14 protein-coding genes are annotated in these 18106 nt (G+C 73.4%); 4 read left to right on the forward strand and 10 right to left on the reverse strand.

The genetic code is table 11. From position 1 onward, the window contains the following. Positions 1 to 75: 75 nt before the first annotated feature. From AB5J73_RS38765 to AB5J73_RS38775, 3 genes are read left to right on the forward strand one after another with little or no spacing between them, the layout of a single operon-like run. The gene (locus tag AB5J73_RS38765) at positions 76 to 2127 is read left to right on the forward strand and encodes a phage tail tip lysozyme (RefSeq protein ID WP_370963789.1); all 2052 of its coding nucleotides are present in this window, start codon (positions 76 to 78) and stop codon (positions 2125 to 2127) included. 11 nt (positions 2128 to 2138) lie between these two features. Further along, the gene (locus AB5J73_RS38770) at positions 2139 to 2615 is read left to right on the forward strand and encodes a hypothetical protein (RefSeq protein ID WP_370963790.1); all 477 of its coding nucleotides are present in this window, start codon (positions 2139 to 2141) and stop codon (positions 2613 to 2615) included. Positions 2616 to 2643: 28 nt separating this feature from the next. Continuing rightward, positions 2644 to 3867 (forward strand): sigma 54-interacting transcriptional regulator, encoded by a 1224-nt coding sequence (locus AB5J73_RS38775; protein WP_370973459.1) that lies wholly within the window; start codon positions 2644 to 2646, stop codon positions 3865 to 3867. Here the strand turns inward: AB5J73_RS38775 and AB5J73_RS38780 are convergent. Genes AB5J73_RS38780 through AB5J73_RS38800 form a run of 5 tightly spaced genes read right to left on the reverse strand, consistent with a single transcriptional unit; the run spans position 3761 to position 10743 of the window. After that, positions 3761 to 4582, reverse strand: coding sequence for an amidohydrolase family protein (locus AB5J73_RS38780; RefSeq protein WP_370963791.1), 822 nt, complete (start codon positions 4580 to 4582; stop codon positions 3761 to 3763). The two genes, AB5J73_RS38775 and AB5J73_RS38780, sit on opposite strands and share 107 nt — an antisense overlap. Continuing rightward, positions 4582 to 6372 carry a hypothetical protein gene (locus AB5J73_RS38785; RefSeq protein ID WP_370963792.1) on the reverse strand — a complete coding sequence of 597 codons (1791 nt, stop codon included), beginning with the start codon at positions 6370 to 6372 and terminating at the stop codon, positions 4582 to 4584. The genes AB5J73_RS38780 and AB5J73_RS38785 overlap by 1 nt, the downstream gene beginning before the upstream one ends. Beyond that, a complete protein-coding gene (locus AB5J73_RS38790; protein ID WP_370963793.1) occupies positions 6359 to 7708 on the reverse strand; it encodes a hypothetical protein in 1350 nt (449 codons plus the stop codon). Before AB5J73_RS38790 ends, AB5J73_RS38785 begins: the two co-directional genes overlap by 14 nt. A 7-nt stretch (positions 7709 to 7715) precedes the next feature. Continuing rightward, positions 7716 to 9449: a hypothetical protein gene (locus AB5J73_RS38795; RefSeq protein ID WP_370963794.1), complete on the reverse strand. Its 1734-nt coding sequence runs from the start codon at positions 9447 to 9449 to the stop codon at positions 7716 to 7718. A 37-nt stretch (positions 9450 to 9486) separates the two neighbouring features. Next, positions 9487 to 10743 carry a hypothetical protein gene (locus AB5J73_RS38800; RefSeq protein ID WP_370963795.1) on the reverse strand — a complete coding sequence of 419 codons (1257 nt, stop codon included), beginning with the start codon at positions 10741 to 10743 and terminating at the stop codon, positions 9487 to 9489. Between the two features lie 166 nt (positions 10744 to 10909). Here AB5J73_RS38800 and AB5J73_RS38805 point away from each other — a divergent pair, with 166 nt between their 5' ends. Then, positions 10910 to 11404 (forward strand): polyketide cyclase, encoded by a 495-nt coding sequence (locus AB5J73_RS38805; RefSeq protein WP_370963796.1) that lies wholly within the window; start codon positions 10910 to 10912, stop codon positions 11402 to 11404. On the opposite strand, the gene AB5J73_RS38810 is transcribed toward AB5J73_RS38805, so the two are convergent. From AB5J73_RS38810 to AB5J73_RS38830, 5 genes are all read right to left on the reverse strand, one after another. Beyond that, positions 11392 to 13101: a dipeptide ABC transporter ATP-binding protein gene (locus AB5J73_RS38810; RefSeq protein WP_370963797.1), complete on the reverse strand. Its 1710-nt coding sequence runs from the start codon at positions 13099 to 13101 to the stop codon at positions 11392 to 11394. The genes AB5J73_RS38805 and AB5J73_RS38810 overlap by 13 nt on opposite strands. Next, a complete protein-coding gene (locus tag AB5J73_RS38815; protein WP_370963798.1) occupies positions 13098 to 14771 on the reverse strand; it encodes an ABC transporter substrate-binding protein in 1674 nt (557 codons plus the stop codon). The genes AB5J73_RS38810 and AB5J73_RS38815 overlap by 4 nt, the downstream gene beginning before the upstream one ends. 10 nt (positions 14772 to 14781) lie before the next feature. After that, complete coding sequence (locus AB5J73_RS38820; RefSeq protein WP_370963799.1) at positions 14782 to 15777, reverse strand: ABC transporter permease; 996 nt, start codon at positions 15775 to 15777, stop codon at positions 14782 to 14784. Then, positions 15777 to 16703 carry an ABC transporter permease gene (locus AB5J73_RS38825; protein ID WP_370963800.1) on the reverse strand — a complete coding sequence of 309 codons (927 nt, stop codon included), beginning with the start codon at positions 16701 to 16703 and terminating at the stop codon, positions 15777 to 15779. The genes AB5J73_RS38820 and AB5J73_RS38825 overlap by 1 nt, the downstream gene beginning before the upstream one ends. Positions 16704 to 16868: 165 nt before the next feature. Continuing rightward, the gene (locus tag AB5J73_RS38830) at positions 16869 to 18065 is read right to left on the reverse strand and encodes an acyl-CoA dehydrogenase family protein (protein ID WP_370963801.1); all 1197 of its coding nucleotides are present in this window, start codon (positions 18063 to 18065) and stop codon (positions 16869 to 16871) included. Between the last annotated feature and the right edge of the window lie 41 nt (positions 18066 to 18106).

Consider the following 18106-nt stretch of genomic DNA (forward strand, 5'->3'; position numbering starts at 1 on the left):
TGGGGTGGAGCTCCGGTGCTGGCCCGCATCTTGCAGGACGAGGGCCGACACCCGGAGCTTCGGAAAGGGTCGGCCATGACGGCATCTCCCGCGGCGGTGCTCGAACACCGCGTTCCGTCCGGCGGCACGCGCGGCGGCAGGCTGGTCGTCGCGAAGCTGCCGCAGCTGGCGAACCACCGCGGCAGCGGGCCCGACCTGGTGCTGCGGTGGGGACCGATGCCGCCCGCCGCGACCGTCGACGTCGTCGTGCACCTGCACGGCTTCTCCGCGCGCGGGGCTCGGATGACGCTGCCCGGCGACAAGGAACCCCGTAGCGGGCTCGATCTGGCGGATCCCGCGAACCCGTCGGCGCGGGGCAGGCGCACACCCACGCTGCTCGTCCTCCCCCGCGGGCACTTCCACGGCGGGAAGTCCGGCAACGGCTACAGCTTCCCCGCGCTGACCTCGCCGGGAGCGCTCGCGCGCCTGGTCGGCGACGCGCTGCGCCGGTTCTCCGCCGCGACCGGCGTGCGTGCCACGCGCGGCAAGCTCATCCTCACCGCGCACTCCGGCGGCGGGGCGGCCCTCATGGCGATCCTGCGGCACGCCGACCCGGACGAAGTGCACGCGTTCGACGCGCTCTACACCGATCCGGCGCCGCTGATCGCCTGGGCGCGCAAGCGGAAGGCCGCCGGGACGGGGGCGCTGCGCGTGCTGTTCCGGCCGGGTGAGCCGACCGCCGCCGCCAGTCTGCGGGTCGCCGCCGCCCTCGCGCCGGGGACGCGGACCTTCCGGGTGGAGCGCACGCGCGTCGCGCACGACGACATCGCGCGGACTTTCGGGTGGCGGCTGCTCGCCGATCCCGGTGCGGACCTGCCGGAGACCGGCCGGCCCGGCGGGCCGGAGCACGAGACGCCGTCGCCGGGCGAAGCGCAGCCGCTGTGCGAAGCGATCGCCAAGGTGGCGCGCGAGCAGTTCCGGCGCTGGCGGCCGGGCGGCGGGACCGCGCTGACGGAGACCGACGCGGCGGCCTCGGCGATCCTGCGCGAGTACTACCGCGAGGGGATCGGCGCGACGGTGACCGACGCCCAGCTGCGGAGCACGACCTACCAGGCGGGCCACCCGTGGAGCGCGGTGTTCGTGTCGTACGCGCTGCGGAAGGCCGGGGCCGGGTCCGCGTTCACCTATTCGGCGGCGCACCAGTCCTACATCCGGGCGGCGCGGGCCAACCGGCTGCGCCGGGACGCCGCGAACCCGTTCTGGGCGTTCCGGGCCACCGAAGTCGCGCCGCGGGCCGGCGACCTCGTGTGCGCGTCGCGGCAGGACAGCGGCGCGACCTACGACAACATCGGGGACGCGCGGTACCGGGCCACGCACTGCGACGTGGTGACCGACGTGCGGCCGGGCCGGATCCGGGTGGTCGGCGGCAACGTCGGCCAGACGGTCGGCGAGAAGTCGCTGACCACGCGGCCGGACGGGAAGCTCGACCTCACCGGCGCGCAGAGCCGGTTCTTCGCGGTCATCACCTGCCGCCGCGGCACCCCGCGGCAACCGCCGCCGGCGACCGGCCGGGACGCCCGGATCCGGCGGGTGATGGACCTGCTCGTGCACACCTACCACTACCCGGTCGCCGGGGCGGCCGGCGTCGTGGGCAACCTGATCGCCGAGTCGGGGGTGCAGCCGGACCGGATCGAGGGCAGCCGGGAGGACACCCCGATGCGGTCCGCCGACTTCTCCGGCCGGGTCCGGGACTTCACGCCGGACGAGGTGCGGGACCGGAGCACGACCGCGCGCACCGGGCCGCGGCTGCCGGGCATCGGGCTCGCGCAGTGGACGAGCGCGAACCGCCGGGCGGGGTTGTTCCGGCACAGCTTCCGCGGCCGGGTACCGGGCTCGGCCATTCTGTCCGATTTGGACGCTCAGGTGGACTACCTGGTCACCGAGCTGCGCCGGGACTACGCCGCCGTCGACGCGGTGCTGCGCTCCCCCGGCGTGACCGCCGACCGGGCGGCCGACGTGGTGGTGCTGCGGTTCGAACGACCGGCCGCGGTGCTGAACCGGCCGGTGGGCGATCCGGGCGTCCAGGAGGTGCTCACCCGTCGCCGGGCGCACGCCGCGCGGGCGCTCGCGATCCACCGGTCTCGATGAAGGGACGTGCTGTGAAGGATTTCTGGTTCGAAATATTCTCCACCGAAGACGGCGACTACGGCTGGGTGTGCTTCTCGGGCCGCCGCGGCAAGCGGCGTGAACTGGCCCGGTCGAGCCGGCTCTACAAGAGCGTCAAGAAGACCCGCCGAGCGATCGGGAAGGTGCGGGGCGCCGGGATCGGCCGCCCGTTCACCCTGCCGCGCACCTCGTTCGAGTTCGTTCCCGGGGTGGTGCCGCTGACCAGCCGAGAAGCGCCGTCGCGCAGCCGGCGCGGCGCGGCGAAGGGTCTGGTCGGCCCCCGGCCGGGACCGGCCGCCGGGCCAGCACCAGCACCGGGCGCCGGGACACAGCCGCCGGCAACCCCCGCAGCGGACGCCGGGCAGCCGCAGGCGGAACCGGCGGCCGGCTCCGGGCCATCGGAAGCGCCGTCGCGGCAGGGAAAGCCGCGGCCCACGCGCACCCGGAAGCCGAAGGTGACCGCGCAGTGATCCGCGCGCGGCGCCGGCGTTGACCGTCGTGGCCACCGTGGCCGGGCCGACGGCGGTCGGTGCCTGGCTCGAAGTCGTCGGGACTCCCGACGGCGTGGTCGAGTCGCTCGTCCGCGCCCTCGGCGAGCTGGACGTTTCGCTGCTCCGGCACGACGACGGCCCGCGCAACGGCGTGCTCGCCTTCGACGCCCGCGCCCCGGCCGTGGCCGAGCGGCTGCGTGCCGTGTCGCGGGAGCGGCCGGGCCGGGTGCTCGCCGTGTCGACGGCCGGCCGGCCGCTCGGTGCCGACAGCTGGACGTTGCTGCGCGCCGGTGCTTCGGACGCGTGCACCTGGCGCGCCGGCGACGTCACCGCGGCCCGGCACGTCGCCGGACGGCTGCGCCGGTGGCAGGCCATCGACGGCCTGCTCGCGTGCCGCCACGTCCAGGACTTCCTGGTCGGCGACAGCCCGGTCTGGCAGGCGACGCTGCGCGACGCCGTCGAGGTCGCCCGGTTCACCGGTGCCTCGGTGCTCATCACCGGCGAAAGCGGCACCGGGAAGGAGCGGGTCGCGCAGCTCATCCACGAACTGGATTCGCGGCGGGGCAAGAAGAAACTCGTCGTGCTGGACTGCAGCACGGTGGTCCCGTCGTTGTCCGGCAGCGAGTTCTTCGGCCACGAAAAAGGCGCGTTCACCGGTGCCGCGGCGGCGCGGGCGGGCGCTTTCGAGCTGGCCGACGGCGGCACCCTGTTCCTCGACGAAGTCGGCGAGCTGCCGGCGCCGCTGCAGGCCGAGCTGCTGCGGGTGATCCAGGAGGGCACGTTCAAGCGGGTCGGCAGCAACCTGTGGCGCAAGAGCTCGTTCCGGCTCGTCTGCGCCACCAACCGCGATCTCGCCTCGGCCCGCGCGGCCGGGGCGTTCCGCGACGACTTCTACTACCGGATCGCGGAGTGCACGCTGCGCCTGCCCAGCCTGCGCGAGCGGACCGCGGACATCATCCCGCTGTTCCGGCACTTCTTCCGCCAGGCCCGCCCGGACGCCGGCCCGCCCGAGCTCGAGGACGCCGTCCACGAGCTGCTCGTCGGCCGGTCCTACCCGGGCAACGTGCGGGACCTGCGCAGCCTCGTGCTGCGCATCGTGCACCGGCACCTCGGCAACGGCGTCGTCACGGTGGGAGACGTACCGGACCACGAGTGGCCGGCGCCGGACGCCGCGCCCCCGGGCGGGTGCACGAGCTGCGGCGCGGCGCTGCCGCCCGCGCCGCGCGGGTGAGGCGGAGGAAGTTCTCGCCCAGCACCAGGGCCTCCGCCGCCGGCGGCAGCCGCAGCAGCCGGACCTTCGCCAGCTCCAGGCCGGGGTGCAGCCACGGTCCGTCCGACCCGAACAGCACCTTCTCCGGGCCGGCCAGCCCGATCGCGCGCTCCAGCAGGTCGAACCGGCGCACCCCGGACGTGTCGGTGTGCACGTTGGGGTGTTCGGCGAGCACGCCGGTGAACGCGAGCTGCGCGCTCCAGTCGTCGGCGAAGCTGCCCAGGTGCGGCACGATGAAGTCGACGCCGGGGAACTCGGTCGCGAGCAGCTCGGCCGCGGCCGCCTCGCCGGCGACGTCGTACAGCACCGGCAGCCGGAACTCCGCCGCGACCTCGCAGATCTCCCGGCTGATCCGGGCGTCGTGGCGGTGCACCTTGATGCCGCAGAACCCGTACCCGGTCACGGCGCGGTGCACCAGCGAGCGGACCCGGCCGCGGTCGCGCTCGGCGTGCACGAACGCGAAGCCGAAGAACCGGCCGGGCCGCGCGGCGACGATCCGGCCGACCGCTTCGTTGGCGGCGGCGTAGTCGGAGTGGAAGGCGGCGAACAGCGTCGAAGCGCCGATCCCCGCCTCGGCGCAGCGCCGCAGGTAGCGGGACAGCGGTGCCGAGGTGTCCCACGGCCCGCTGAACCCGTCTCCGGGACCCGCGTGGCAATGCGCGTCGATGACCCGCATCAGGAGCGGTAGGCACCGTGGCGCTCGCGCACCGGCGCCGGCGCGGCGTCGCGGCGGGTCAGGTCCACCCCGCTCACCGCGCGGTAGGCGTAGATGTAGCCCTTCACCTCCGCGCGGAAGTACCGGGCCCACTGCGCCGCGTTCTCCGGGTTGATCACCACGCTCCACGCGGCGAACCGGATGCTGAGCAGCAGCTGCTCGCCGAACACCGCCAGGTCGCGGAAGTGCTGCACCGACACGTCCGTCCAGTGCTGCAGCCGGTTCATCGCCTCGACCCGGTCCATCCACCCTTCCGGGTAGGCCACCATGGTCCGGGTCGCCAGGAAGTCCTTCAGCTCCGGGCGGGCCAGGATCCATTCGGCCATCAGCATCTCGTGGCGCGCGGTCCACGGCAGGTCGCCGTACTGGTTGTGCGCGCCCTGGGTCAGCAGCAGGTGCGTCTCCTTCAACGCGTTCAGCATCCCGAACCCGTCGGCGATGACCGTGGTGTCGTCGTCGCACCGGTAGAACACTTCGCACAGCGACAGGAGGTTGTGGAACGCGTCGAGGAACCGCGACCGGCTGTCCGCGCCCCGCACGGGCGGGCCCTGCCGGGTCGAGAGCTCCAGCCCGTAGGCGTGGTCGTACTCGTAGGCCCGGCGGGACATCGTGAGCCGGTGCTGCTCGTCCTGGATCCAGCCCCACACGAGGTTGTTGAGCGGCCGCAGCGGATCGATGTCCAGGCCGGCCAGCGGATCCCGGCGCGGGGAGCCCGCCGTCCGGTTCTGGAACCGCCAGCTGATCGCCCGCAACGCCTGCAGCGGTCCCGCTTCGTCGGTCCAGAACGACCAGATCAACTCGAGGAAGCACGGGTGCACGAGCTTGTCGGCCAGGATCCCGAAGCAGGCTTCCGCGTCCTCGTCGTCGTTCGCCTTCCCCGTCACCGCCACGTCCCGCAGCTGGAGCCGGATCAGCCCGAGGTAGGGCAGGACGTCCAGGCTGCCCCCGCCGTTGCCGCGGTCGACCTGGACGAGGTAGTCGCGGAACTCCCGCTCGATGTCGTTCTGGCTGACCGTCCGGTTGAGCCGGCGGGACTCCTCGGCGACGTCGACCCCGTCGAACACCCGGCGCCGGTCGACCCCGCAGTTGACCATCAGGAAGACCTCGGCCGCGGCCTTGAGCAGGCGGTAGCGGTTGACGTTCGGGAACGGCAGCCCGGCGCGGCGGTCGGCCTTGACCAGCTTGTGCCGTTCGCGCCCGCTGAGCTGCCCGGGCGCGTCACCGCACATCACCTGGTCGACGAACCGGCTGAAGCTCTCGAAGCCGATCGCGGTGGTGCTGTTGCGGATCGCGACCCACAGCGACTGGTCTTCGGTGGGCGGCACCTGGGCGCGCTTGAGGGTGACGGCGACGTCGTCGCCGGCCGCGAACGGGCGCGGCGCGACCTCGATGGGCCCGGCTTCGGCGACGAGCTCGGGTTCCGCGCTCACCCCCGGACCGTCGACGACCGGGACCAGCCGGAGTTCGACGGTCCACGAGCCGACCGCCAGCGGCGTGGTGTCGAGCGTGGCCCGCAGCACCACGTCGTCGTCCGCGGCACCGTCCACCCGGTCGCCGATGACGTTGGTGGCGCCGAGCAGGGCGATCCGGGTGTCCTGTTCGGACAGCACCACCGGGCCGGTGACCGTCCAGGACACCTCGTAGGTGCGGTTCCCGTTCGACAGGGTGGCTTCGAGCAGCACGATGCCGCCCGCGGTGGTGCGCATCGGCTGCGCCGTGAGCACGAGCGTGGGTCGGTCATTGACGTCCACGGTGTTCCTCCAAGTGCGTTTCGCTGGCTGGCTGGGGTGGTGCCGGGAGCACGGGCTGCCCGGCGAACAGGCGGGTGGTGGCGCGGGCCGTCTCGAGCGTGCTGGTGACGGCCCACGTGCCGATGAGGCGGCGCAGCGTCGCGCTCTCCCGTTCCGGGGAGAGGAGCCCGTCGGCCCGCGCCTGGCCGAGCACGGCGAACGCGAGCATCGGCGGTGCGGCCGCCATCCGGTCCGGGTCCGCCTGCCAGGACCAGAAGCGCCGCAGCAGGGCCGGGCGGGTGCGGTCCGGGCTGCCGAGGGCGTCGCCGAGCGTCCGGCCCCGCAGCCGGGGCGGGCGGTGGCCGGTGACGAACCCGACGAGGTCCGGGATGTCCGCGCGCAGCCCGGCGAGGGTGCCGGCGAGTTCGCGCCGCAGCCCGGTCAGCGGGTACATGGACTGCCAGGTCGCGGCCAGCCCGGACCACTGCGGATCCGGGTAGAAGCGGTCGCCGACGGCGCAGCTGAGCAGCACCCGCAGCCACGGGACCGGGTGGGGGTCGTCGTCGGGTGGCTTGAACACGAAGCCCCGCGGCAGGCTCACCAGGCCGAGCAGGCCGAGCGTCGAGCCGATCCCGACCTTCGCGACCGCCCAGACGTCGGCGACGATCTCGCTGAGCCAAGTCCGCCACAGCTCCCGCACCTGGTCGCCGGCCCGCCACGGCGTCGCGTCGAGCCGGGCCCGCAGCGACTCGACGAGCCCGAGCAGCGCCGCGCCCTGGTGGCCGGCCTCGTGGCCGAGGGTCGAGGCGACCCCGAAGCCGATCCGTTCGCGCGGGATGCGCAGGAGGGCGACCGGGTTGTCGCCCCCGCCCGGGAGCCGGGTGCGGGCCCGGCGGATCGAGCCGCCCATCCCGCGGTGGAACGAGCAGACAACGGGCGGCCCCTCGATGGGCGTGCCGGGCAGCCGCAGCGCGTCCGCGGCGGCCAGGTCGAGCCCGGAGAGCAGGACGCCGTTGTCGTGCTCGCTGCGCTGGGTGATCACCTCCGAGAACAGGTCGAACTGGGTCAGCGCGTTCTGGAACGCCAGGCGCAGCACCCAGAACCGGCGCTGCTGCTCGGCGGCGGGGACGGCCGAGCCGTCGCCGCGCAGCCAGCGCAGGAACTCCTCCGCCCGGCGGCGTACCGCACGCCTGCCCGCGATCAGGTACTGCTCGATCCCCGACAGCGCGGCGGGCGACAGCGCCGCCGCCGCGACGCAGGTTTCCTGGAGCACGAACGGTTCGACCGCCGCGAGCCGGGTCAGCAGCGCGCGGGTCTCCTGTTCGAGCAGCCAGGTGGCGGACACGGGAGCGGCCATGGTCGCCTCACAGACCGCCGTCGCGGGAGCGGCCCCGCCCGCCGTGGCCGTTGGCGCTGTACGCGTACTCGCCCTGCGAAGCCGCGCCGTCACCGGCCGGTTGCGCGGGTCCCGCGGCGGGCGCGGGATCGGGGGCGTCGATCGGCACGGCGACCCACCGGAAGCCGGGCTGCGGCGGCCCGGGTGGCTGCGGCGGCCCGGCCGGCTGCGCCGGTTCGGGCGTGGGCTCGGGCTCCGGGCCGGTCGGGTACGGGTACCCGTAGCCGTAGTGGCTGTACCGGGGGCGGTAACCGAAACCGCGGTAGCCGTGGCTCCGCCGGTAAGGGCTGCCGTAGCGACGGCGTGAGCTGCGGTAGCGGCGGCCGTAGAACCGGCGGGTCATCGGGGAGAGCCGGCGGAGGCCGCGGCGGTACAGCGACGGCGCGAACCGGCGCGCGGCCCGGAACAGGCTGAGCTCGCCGACCAGCCGCGGCGAGCCACCGGACGGCGCGGAGGCCACGTCCTGCGCCGCCGCCGAAGTCAGCCGGACGATCCGGCGGGCCGTCTCGAACTCCTCCTGCTCCTGGGTAAGGGCCATCTCGCCTTCGAACAGCGACCCGGCCGCGGTGCCGAGCGCCGAACCGACCTGGGTGCCGATGCCGGGTGCGATCGCGGTGCCGAGGGCCCCGCCGAGCGCCGGCAGCGCCGACTTGGCCAGCGGCTTGACCGCCGCGATCAGCGCGCGGCCCTGCGGGGAGTTCGCCGCGCCGCGCACGCCCTGCACGACCTTGCCGACCGCGTTCACCAGCCCGCCGAGGAAGTGCTCGAGCTCCTGCTCGCTGGTGACCTCCATCAGGTGCCCGGCGAACTCGGCTTCCTGCGCCGGCGACAGCGCCAGCTCGTCGTGCTCGGCTTCCTGGCCGAGGACGCGCTTGAGGATGTTGCCGAGGAACTGGTCCTCCGCTTCCCCTTCGCCCTCGCCTTCTCCCTCGGCTTCGCCGTAGCCCGACTCGTACTCGCCCTCGGCCTCGCCTTCCTTCATCAGGCCGCCCAGCAGGCCGCCGAGCACCTTGCCCGCGAGCGGGATGAGCGGCAGGAACCGCTCTTCCTCGGCCTCTCCGGACTCCTGCTGCTCGCCCTCGCCGTACTCGCCGTGGCCTTGCTCGTATTCGCCGTAACCCTCCTGCTCGTACTCGCCGTAGCCCTCGGCCTCGTACGGTGCTTCGCCGTGGCCGCCGTATTCGTCGTCGTCGGGCCAGCGGCCCCGCCGGCCGCGCCGCTCGTGCTCGGCCTCGCCGTACTCCGCCGCCGGGGATTCTGTTTCGAACATGCGGGATTCCTTTCCTGGTCGTGGCGCGAGCCCGGGCACGAACTCGCGCGCCGCCGCTTCGACCGCCGCCGCCACACCGTGCGGCGTGCGCGCCGCCCGGCCGGCCGCCGCTTCGGCGAACCGGACGAACCGGCGGGCGAGCTCGTGGTCGCGGTCTTCGGCGCTCATACCTTCGAGCGCCAGGCCGTACACGTGGGGTGCGGGCACGCCACCGGCACCGACCAGCGCGGTCAGCGTCGGCACGGTCCGCAGGGCGGTCGTCGTCAGCACGCCGGTGAGCGCGCGGCTCGCGTCGCGCGAGAGCCGCCCGCCGCCCGCGCGGGAGACCAGTTCGCCGACGAACCCCGCGAGCCCGGCCCGGCTGGTCACGTCGAGCAGCCGGGCTGCGGCTTCGAGGTCCCGGGTTCCGGTCTCCCACTGGGTTCTGTGCACGTCCGTGGACGTTGCAAGAACCGGGCCAGCCCGGCGGTCAGCGCAGGGCGGTGGAGGCGAACCCGAGCCGCGCGCGGTGCTTGGCGACCGTCCGGCGCGCGATCGGGTAGCCGGCCGCGCACAGCAGGTCGGCGAGGCGCTGGTCCGACACCGGGCCGTCCGCCGCGGCCAGCAGCCGGCGCAGTTCCCCGTCGACGCCGCCGCTGACGCCGAAGAACTTCGCCAGCGGCACGATCGTCCGGTCCGGCAGCAGCACGAACTTGTCGGCGACCGCGCGGCTCACCGTGGACTCGTGCAGGCCGAGCTCGGCGGCGGCCTCGGCGCGGGTCAGCGGCCTCAGCGCGGCGGGGCCGTCGCGCAGGAAGTCCTTCTGCCGCTCGACGGCGAGTTCGACGACGCGGCGCAGCGTCTCCCAGCGGTCGCGCAGCAGCGCGAGGAACGACCGGGCCTGCGGCAGCTGACCGCGGTCCCGCCGGATCCGCAGGCGGTTCATCGCCGGTTCGACCAGGGTCACGGCGAACTCGCCGTCGATTTCCCCGTGCGGCCGGACGAGCACGTCGGGCACCACGTAACCGGTGCGGGGCGCGGCGTTGCCGTCGAACGCCGGGTACGGGCGCAGCCGCGCCTTGACGAACTCCAGCACGCGCCGGACTTCGTCCCGGGACACCGACAAGGCCGTCGCGATCGCCGCGAAGTGGCCTTTCGCGAGCGCCGGCAGGTGGCCGGCGATGACCGCCCGCGCGAGGAGCAGCGTCGCGTCGTCGCAGTCGAGCGCGTCCAGCTGGCGCAGCAGGCACTCGGTGACCCCGCCGGCGCCGACGCCGGGCGGCCCGACCCGCCGGATCACCTCGGCCACCCGGGCCACCACCGCCTCCGGCGCGCCGAGCTCGGCGGCGACCTGCGCGCACGACCGGTCGAGGAACCCGTGCTCGTCGAGGCTGCCGACCAGGTATTCGGCCACGGCCACCTCGGCGGTCCCGACCTCGGCCCGCACGGCCCGCAGCAGTGCGTGGGTGTCGGGTTCGGCGGCGGCGGCCTCGGGCCGGGCGGCGAACGGGCCGGGCCCGGGGCCGCCGGCCGGCGGCGCGCACACCGGGCACCGCGTGCGCCAGCGGCCCGCACAGACCGGGCATTCGCTCTCCAGCCGTTCGAGCGCGGTGTTGCCCAGCAGCTCGTCTTCGATCGCGGCCTGCATCGCGTCGTACGGGAGCATCAGCATCTCGCCGAACACCACCAGCGCCGGCGACACCTCGAGACCGAGCCTCGGCTCCATGCCGAGTTCGAGTGAGAACACCACCTCAACCTCCCCCACCAGGGCGACTTGGGTTTCGTGCCTCCTCAGCAAGAATCGGGCCAGACCGGCGTTCCGTGACCGCGACTGAAATTTTGGCCGCCGGGTGTCGAATTCCGGCGGGCCCGTTCGTGGTGGGGGTGAGAGCCCCTCGAGAAAGGATCTGACCATGGCGGACCACGAGAACGTGCGCGCGACCCTGACCTTCGCCGTGCCCGCCGAGCGGGTGTTCGCGGTGCTGGCGGACCCGGCCACCCACGCCGCGATCGATGGGACCGGGTGGGTGCGGGAGCCCGTCGACCCGGCGCCGCTGACCCGGGCCGGCCAGCTCTTCCGGATGGACATGTTCCACGGCAGCCGTCCGGTCGGTGACTACCAGGTCGTCAACCGCGTCGAGGTGTTCGACGCGCCGCGCGCCATCGGCTGGGTGACCGGCCACCGGAAGGCCGACGGCGAGCTGGAGTTCGGCGGCTGGCTCTGGCGGTACGACCTGATCCCGCTCGGGGCGTCGGGCACCGAGGTCACGCTGTCCTACGACTGGTCGGCGGTGCCGCAGCACATCCGCGACCGCGGCATCGCGTTCCCGCCGTTCGGTCCCGGCCACCTCGAGAACTCACTGCGCCACCTGGCGGACCTCGCCGCACCCGCCGCTCAGCGCAGCTGACGCCAGGCTTCACGGCGACGGCGCTGCGCGTCCGGGTCGGCGACCGGCGCCGCCGACAGCAGGCGCTGGGTGTAGGCGTGGGCCGGAGCGGTCAGGACCTCCTTGGCCGGGCCCTGCTCGACGACGTGGCCGCGGTGCATCACCGCGACGCGGTCGGCGAGCTGTTCGATCACCGCGAGGTCGTGGCTGATGAACAGGCAGGCGAACCCGAACTCGTGCCGCAGGTCGCGCAGCAGGTCGAGGATCCTGGCCTGGATCGTGACGTCGAGCGCGCTCGTCGGCTCGTCGGCGACCAGCAGGTCCGGGCGCAGGGCCAGGGCCCGCGCGATGCACGCCCGCTGCCGCTGGCCGCCGGAGAGCTCGTGCGGGTAGCGCGAGGCCAGTGCCGGTGACAGCTGGACCGCTTCCAGCAGCTCCGCGACCCGGCCGCCCACTCCCGACGGCCGGACCGCGCCGTGCAGCCGCAGCGGCGTCGCGACGCTCTCCCCCACCGTCGTGCGCGGGTTGAGCGAGGACAGCGGGTCCTGGAACACCACGCCGATCCGCCGCCGCAGCGCCTTCGCCGCCCGCCCGCGCACCCGCGTGAGGTCGGCGTCCCCGACGCGGACGGCCCCTTCGGACGGCGCGAGCACGCCGGTGACCGCCCGCGCGACCGTGCTCTTGCCCGAGCCGGACTCGCCGACCAGGCCGAGCACCTCCCCCGGCTCGACGTGCAGGCTCACCCCGTCGGCGGCCCGGACCGCCACCGCCCGGAACCGGCCGCGGTAGGTCACCGACAGGTTCTCCACGCGCAGCAGCGGGGACTCGGCGGGCACGTCCGCGACCGAGGCCGCGGCCGGGTGTGCCGCCGCGGCGACGTGCCCGGGCCCGACCGGGACGTCGGCGGCCAGCGCGCGTTCGAGCCCGGCCGTGGCGGCGCCGCTGAGCGAGACGACCGAGCCGAGCAGCTGCCGCGTGTACGCCTCGGCCGGCGCGGCGAAGATCGTGCGGACGTCGCCCTGTTCGACGACGCGGCCGTCGTGCATCACCACCACCCGGTCGGCCAGGTCGGCGACCACGCCCATGTCGTGGGTGATCAGCAGGATCGCCGTGCCCAGCCGGGACCGCAGGTCGCGCAGCAGCTCGAGGATCTCCGCCTGGACGGTGACGTCGAGCGCCGTGGTCGGCTCGTCGGCGATGAGCAGCTTCGGCTCGTTCGCCACCGCCATCGCGATGACGACGCGCTGCAGCTGCCCGCCGGAGAGCTCGTGCGGGTAGGAGCGGAACCGCTCGCGCGGGTCCGGCAGCCCGACGAGGCCGAGCAGCTCGACCGCCCGCTCCCGGGCGGCCGGGGCGGCGAGCGGCTGGTGCGCGCGGATCGCCTCGACGAGCTGGTCGCCGATGGTGAACACCGGGTTCAGCGCGCTCATCGGCTCCTGGAACACCATGCCGACGTCGCCGCCGCGGACCGCCCGCAGCGCGGCCGGGGTCAGCGCGTAGAGGTCCCGCCCGGCCAGCTCCGCGCGGCCCGTCACGCGGGCCGTGGGCGGGAGCAGGCCGAGCAGGGACATCGCCGTGACCGTCTTGCCGGAGCCGGACTCCCCGACCACCGCGACGACTTCGCCCGCGCCGACCTCGTAGCCGACCCCGCGGACGGCTTCGACGTCCCCGAACGAGACCGCGACGTCGTGCAGCCGCAGGAGTCCGGCCGCGGTCACTGCACGATCCCGAACTTGCGGTAGTCGACGTAGGCGGGGAACCGGCCGATCCGGACGTCGCCGACGCTCGACCCGTGCAGGAACGAGTTGCGCGTGTAGATCAGCGGCACGACCGGCGAGTCGGCGAGGATCTTCTTGTCCAGCGCCGCCCATTTCTTGCCCGCTTCCGCCGGGTCCACAGTGGCCTGCGCTTCGGCGATCAGCTTGTCGACCTCGGGGTTGTCGTACCGCGACTCGTTGTACCCGCCGTTGCCGATCTCGGTGGACTGGAACAGCGGCTGGATGTTCGCGTTGGCCGACGGGATGTCCGGCTGCCACGAGGTGAGCGTCAGGTCGTAGTCCGACAGGCCCTTGGTGTCCACTTCGGACGTGTAGGTGTCCTCGTCGAGCGGCTTGATGGTGACCTTGATGCCCGCCCGCGCCAGCGACGCCTGGATCGCCGCGGCCTTCTCCGGGTAGCCGTTTTCGTTGTGGGTGGCCAGGACCAGCCCGTCGAGCCCGTTCGGGAAGCCGGCCTCGGTCAGCAGCTGCTTGGCCTTCGCCACGTCACCGGACGGCGGCGCCGGGTACAGGTCGTACTGCTCGCGCCCCTGCAGACCGGGCGTGATGAGCGTGGTGGCGACGTCGCCGGCCAGCTGGGCGCTGCCGGCGCTGGCGACCTGGTACGCGGCCTTGTCGACGGCGTACTGGAACGCCTGGCGCACCTTGGGGTTCGTCAGCTTGCCGCGCTGGGTGTTCAGCGAAAGGTAGGCCAGCGCCCCGGATTCCGACGTCACGAGCCGCGCCTTCGCCGACGCGTTGCCCTGGATCTGGGCCAGCTGCGCGGGCGAGGCGAACGACATGCCGAAGGCGTTGCGGTCCTTGCCGGTGTCGTCGATCAGCCGCTTGGAGATGACGCTGGTGTCCTGGCCGAGCTCGAAGTCGATGGTGTCGGCGTACGCCTTGCGCGTGGTGTCCTCGTCCCGGTTCCAGTTCGGGTTGCGGGTGAGCTTCGCCGCCTTGCCGCGCTCGTAGCTCTGCAGCTGGTACGGGCCGGACGCGACCGGGTGGTCACCGTAGTTGGCCTCGGCGCCCTTGCCCTTCGGCACCGGCGAGAACGCCGGGGTGCTGGCGACCCAGTTGAAGTCGCCGTAGGCGCGGGCGAGGTGGAAGACGATGGTCTTCGCGTCCGGCGTCTGGATGGTGTCGAGCTCCTTGCCGCCGTCGAACGGGCCCTTGTACGCCAGGCCCGGCGAGAGCAGGTCCTTGTGGTAGGCCAGCCCGCCGGAGAACGCGGCCGCGAACGAGCGCTCGAGGCCCCACTTGACGTCCTCGCTCTTGATCGGCGTGCCGTCGGCGTACTTCAGGCCGTCCTTGAGCGTGAACGTCCACGTCTTGCCGCCGTCGCTGGGCCGCCCGGTGTCGGTGGCCAGGTCCGGCACGATGGTGGTGTCCTTGCCCGGCGCGACGTCCCACGACGTCAGCCGCCGGTGGATCAGCCCGAGCGTCGTGACGACGAGGTTGGAGCTCTTCGCCGGGTCCCAGGTGATCGACGGCGCGTCGTTGAGCAGCACGAGGTTCCCGCCCGGCTTGACGGTGCCGCCCTGCCCGGCCGGTGTGTCGTTGGCGCCGCACGCCGTCAGCAGTGTGGCGGCGGCCAGTACCCCCGCGGCGAACCGCAGCTGTTTCATCGTGTCCCCTTCAGACGAGGCGGGCTCGCGGATCGAGCGCGCCGTAGCAGAGATCGACCAGGAAGTTCAGGACCGTGACCAGCAAGGCGGAGAACAGCGTCACGCCGAGCAGCACGGGCAGGTTGAGCGAGGCGATGGCGTCGACGAGCAGCCGCCCGACGCCGGCCATGCCGAAGATCCGCTCGGTGATCACGGTGCCGGCCAGCAGGCCGCCGAGGTCGACGCCGAACACGGTGACCACCGGCAGCAGGACGTTGCGCAGGGCGTGGCGGCCCACGACCTTCCGCTCGGTGAGGCCCTTCGCCCGCGCGGTGCGGATGTAGTCCTCGCCGAGGGTTTCCAGCATCTGCCCGCGGGTGAGCCGCGCGTAGATCGCCGCGTGCAGGAACGCCAGCACGAACCACGGCAGGACCAGGTGCCACGCCCACTGCGCGGGGTCCTCGGTCAGCGGCACGTACCCGTTCTTCGGGACGACGTCGAGCGCGAACGCGAAGATCGTGATGCCGATCATCCCGGCCAGGTAGGCGGGCATGGACACGCCGGCCATCGCGGCGGCCATGGTGATCCGGTCGGCGGCGGTCCCGCGGCGCAGCGCCGAAAGCACGCCGAGGCCGACGCCGAGCACGATCCAGATCGCCGCGGCGCCGAGCGCGACCGAGAAGCTGACCTCGATCCGGCCGCCGATCTCGCTGAGCACGTCGACGTTGTTCTGGAAGTCCCAGCCGAAGCACGGCGCGGTGCAGTGGATCGCCGCGGCACCCGTGCCGAACGTCCGGCCGCCGGCGATCCCGCCGAGGAAGTCCAGGAACTGCCGGTACCAGGGGACGTCGTAGCCCATGAACTCGCGCGCGAGCCGGAGGCCTTCCGGGGTGCACGGGCGGCCGCAGGCCATCCGCGCGGGGTCGGCGGGCAGGACGTAGAACACCACGAACGTCACGAACGCGACGACGAAGAGCACGAGCAGCATCCCGGCGAACCGGGTGGCCACGAAGCGGGCGGTGCGCATCAGGCCGCACCCCCGGACCGCGGATCGAGCGCGTCGCGGACCGCGTCGCCGACGACGTTGAAGGCCAGGGTGATCAGGAACAGCAGGAGGCCGGGGAAGACGAGGTACATCGGGTCGGTCTCGAAGAAGTCGATCGCGGTGCTGATGGTGCGGCCCCAGCTCGGGGTCGGGGGCAGGACGCCGACGCCGAGGAACGACAGCGCGGCTTCGCTGCCGATCATCGACGGGATGGTGAGGCTGGCCACGACGATGATCGGCGCCCACAGGTTCGGCAGGAGCTCCTTGGTGAACACGTGCCACGGGCCGCCGCCGATCACCCGCGCGGCGGCCACGAAGTCGCGCTTGGCCAGCGTCAGCGTCTGGGCCCGGACGATGCGGGCCACCCGCGGCCAGCCGAACAGCCCGAGCACGACGATCAACGTGATCTGGCGCGGGAAGTCGACCGGCAGGACGGCGCCGAGCGCGATCATGAAGATCAGGTAGGGGAAGCCGAGGATGACGTCGGCGGTCCAGGTGACCAGCCGGTCCCACCAGCCGCCGAGGTAGCCGGCGCTGACCCCGACGACGACGCCGAGCGCGGTGCCCAGCGCGGTCGCGCCCAGCCCGACGAGCAGCGATGTCCGCGCGCCGTGGGCGACGAGCGCGAAGAGGTCGACGCCGGTGAGGGGCTCGACCCCGAACCAGTGCGCGCCGCTCACCCCGCCGAGCGCGCCGGCGGGCAGCCCGGTCGGGCCGAGCGTGGTGATGTCCGGGGTGAGGCTCTGCCCCTCGGCCAGCACGAACAGGTCGGCCCCGGCGGCGAGCAGCACGATCAGGACGACGAGCAGGGCGCAGCCGGACGTCCACCGCCCGGATCGGACGGCACGCCACACCGCGGCGGGCAGGGAACGCGCCGCCGCTGGCGGCGGGAGGGAGGGGGCGGACACAGCACCTTCAAGGTTCAGCCGATCGAGTGACGATCGGGGACTCTAAGGAGGTGCGTCGGTGATCGTTCAACCGTCCCACCAGGTGGACGGTAAGTATCGCGCCCCACTGCCCTTTCATCCGGTTGATCCCGGTTTCCGGTCACGATGTGGTCGCTTTCGGCGGGCTCACGTGTACCAGGTCGGCTCCGGCAGCTCGCCGCGCAGCGCGTAGACCCCGACCTCCCGGCGCTTGTACGCCACCGGGTCGTGCAGCGAGTGGGTGCGCAGGTTCCGCCAGAACCGGTCCAGCCCGTGCTTCGACGCGCTCGCCCGGGCGCCGGTCAGCTCGAAGATCTTCGTCCCGATCTCCAGCCCGGTCTCGATCACGCGCTGCTTCGCGGCCGCGATCAGGACCGCCAGCTCACCGCGTGCCTCGGCCGTCAGCTGCTCGCGCGGGGCGTGCAGCACCGCCGAGATCGCCGCGCCCGCCTTGTCGGTCAGCGCCTCCGCCGCCCACAGCTTCGCCTGCAGGTCGCCGTAGCCGTCGAGGATGTACCACTCCTCCGCGGCGGCGTCCTTGTCGTCGCCGCCGTAGGGCCACGGGCGGGTGCGCTCGCGGGTGTACGCCAGGCCCGCGTCGAGGGCGCCCTGGGCGATGCCGAGGTAGAAGTTCGTGAACACCAGCTGGATCGCCGGCACGTTGAGCGTGTTGTAGGTGAGCGGCCGGAACCGCCGGTCGACGTACCCGGCGGCGCTCGCCCACGGGACGCGCACGTCGGTGATCGTCACGCTGCCGGATTCGGTGAGGCGCTGGCCGATGTTGTCCCAGTCGTCGTGGAAGACGATGCCCTCCTGGGCGGACGGGACGATGGCGAAGACGTGGTCTTCGGTCCCGGCGAGGACGCCTTCGAGCACCGTGAGGTCGGAAACCCTGCTGCCGGTGGAAAACGACTTGTGTCCGTTGTAGACGAGCTCGTCACCGTCCTCGGTGATCGTCAGGTCGGAGTCCCGGGGGTTGACCGCGCCGCCGAAGAAGAAGTTGTTGTTCGTGTACAGCTCTTCGACGGCGGCGATCTGCTCGTCGGTGGCGACCAGCCGCGCCGCCCACGCCCAGAGGTAGTGGTAGCCGAGCAGCTGCCCGATCGAGCCGTCCGCGCGGGCGATCTCACGGGTCACCCGGTAGGCGGTGTCCCAGGTCTGCCCGCCCCCGCCGTGCTCGACCGGGCCCAGCAGCGTGACCAGCCCGGCGTCCTTGAGCAGCCGGACTTCTTCGTGCGGGGTGGCGTTGCGGCGGTCGCGCTCGACGGCGTCGACGGCGAGTTTCGCGGCGACGTCCTTCGCGGTCGCGATCCAGTCGGCCGCGGTCTTTTCCGTGGTCGTCAACGGCTTTCCCTTCGGTGCGCGGGCATGGCGGACACCCCCGG

It is taken from the genome of Amycolatopsis sp. cg9, assembly GCF_041346945.1.
Taxonomy (GTDB): Bacteria; Actinomycetota; Actinomycetes; order Mycobacteriales; family Pseudonocardiaceae; genus Amycolatopsis.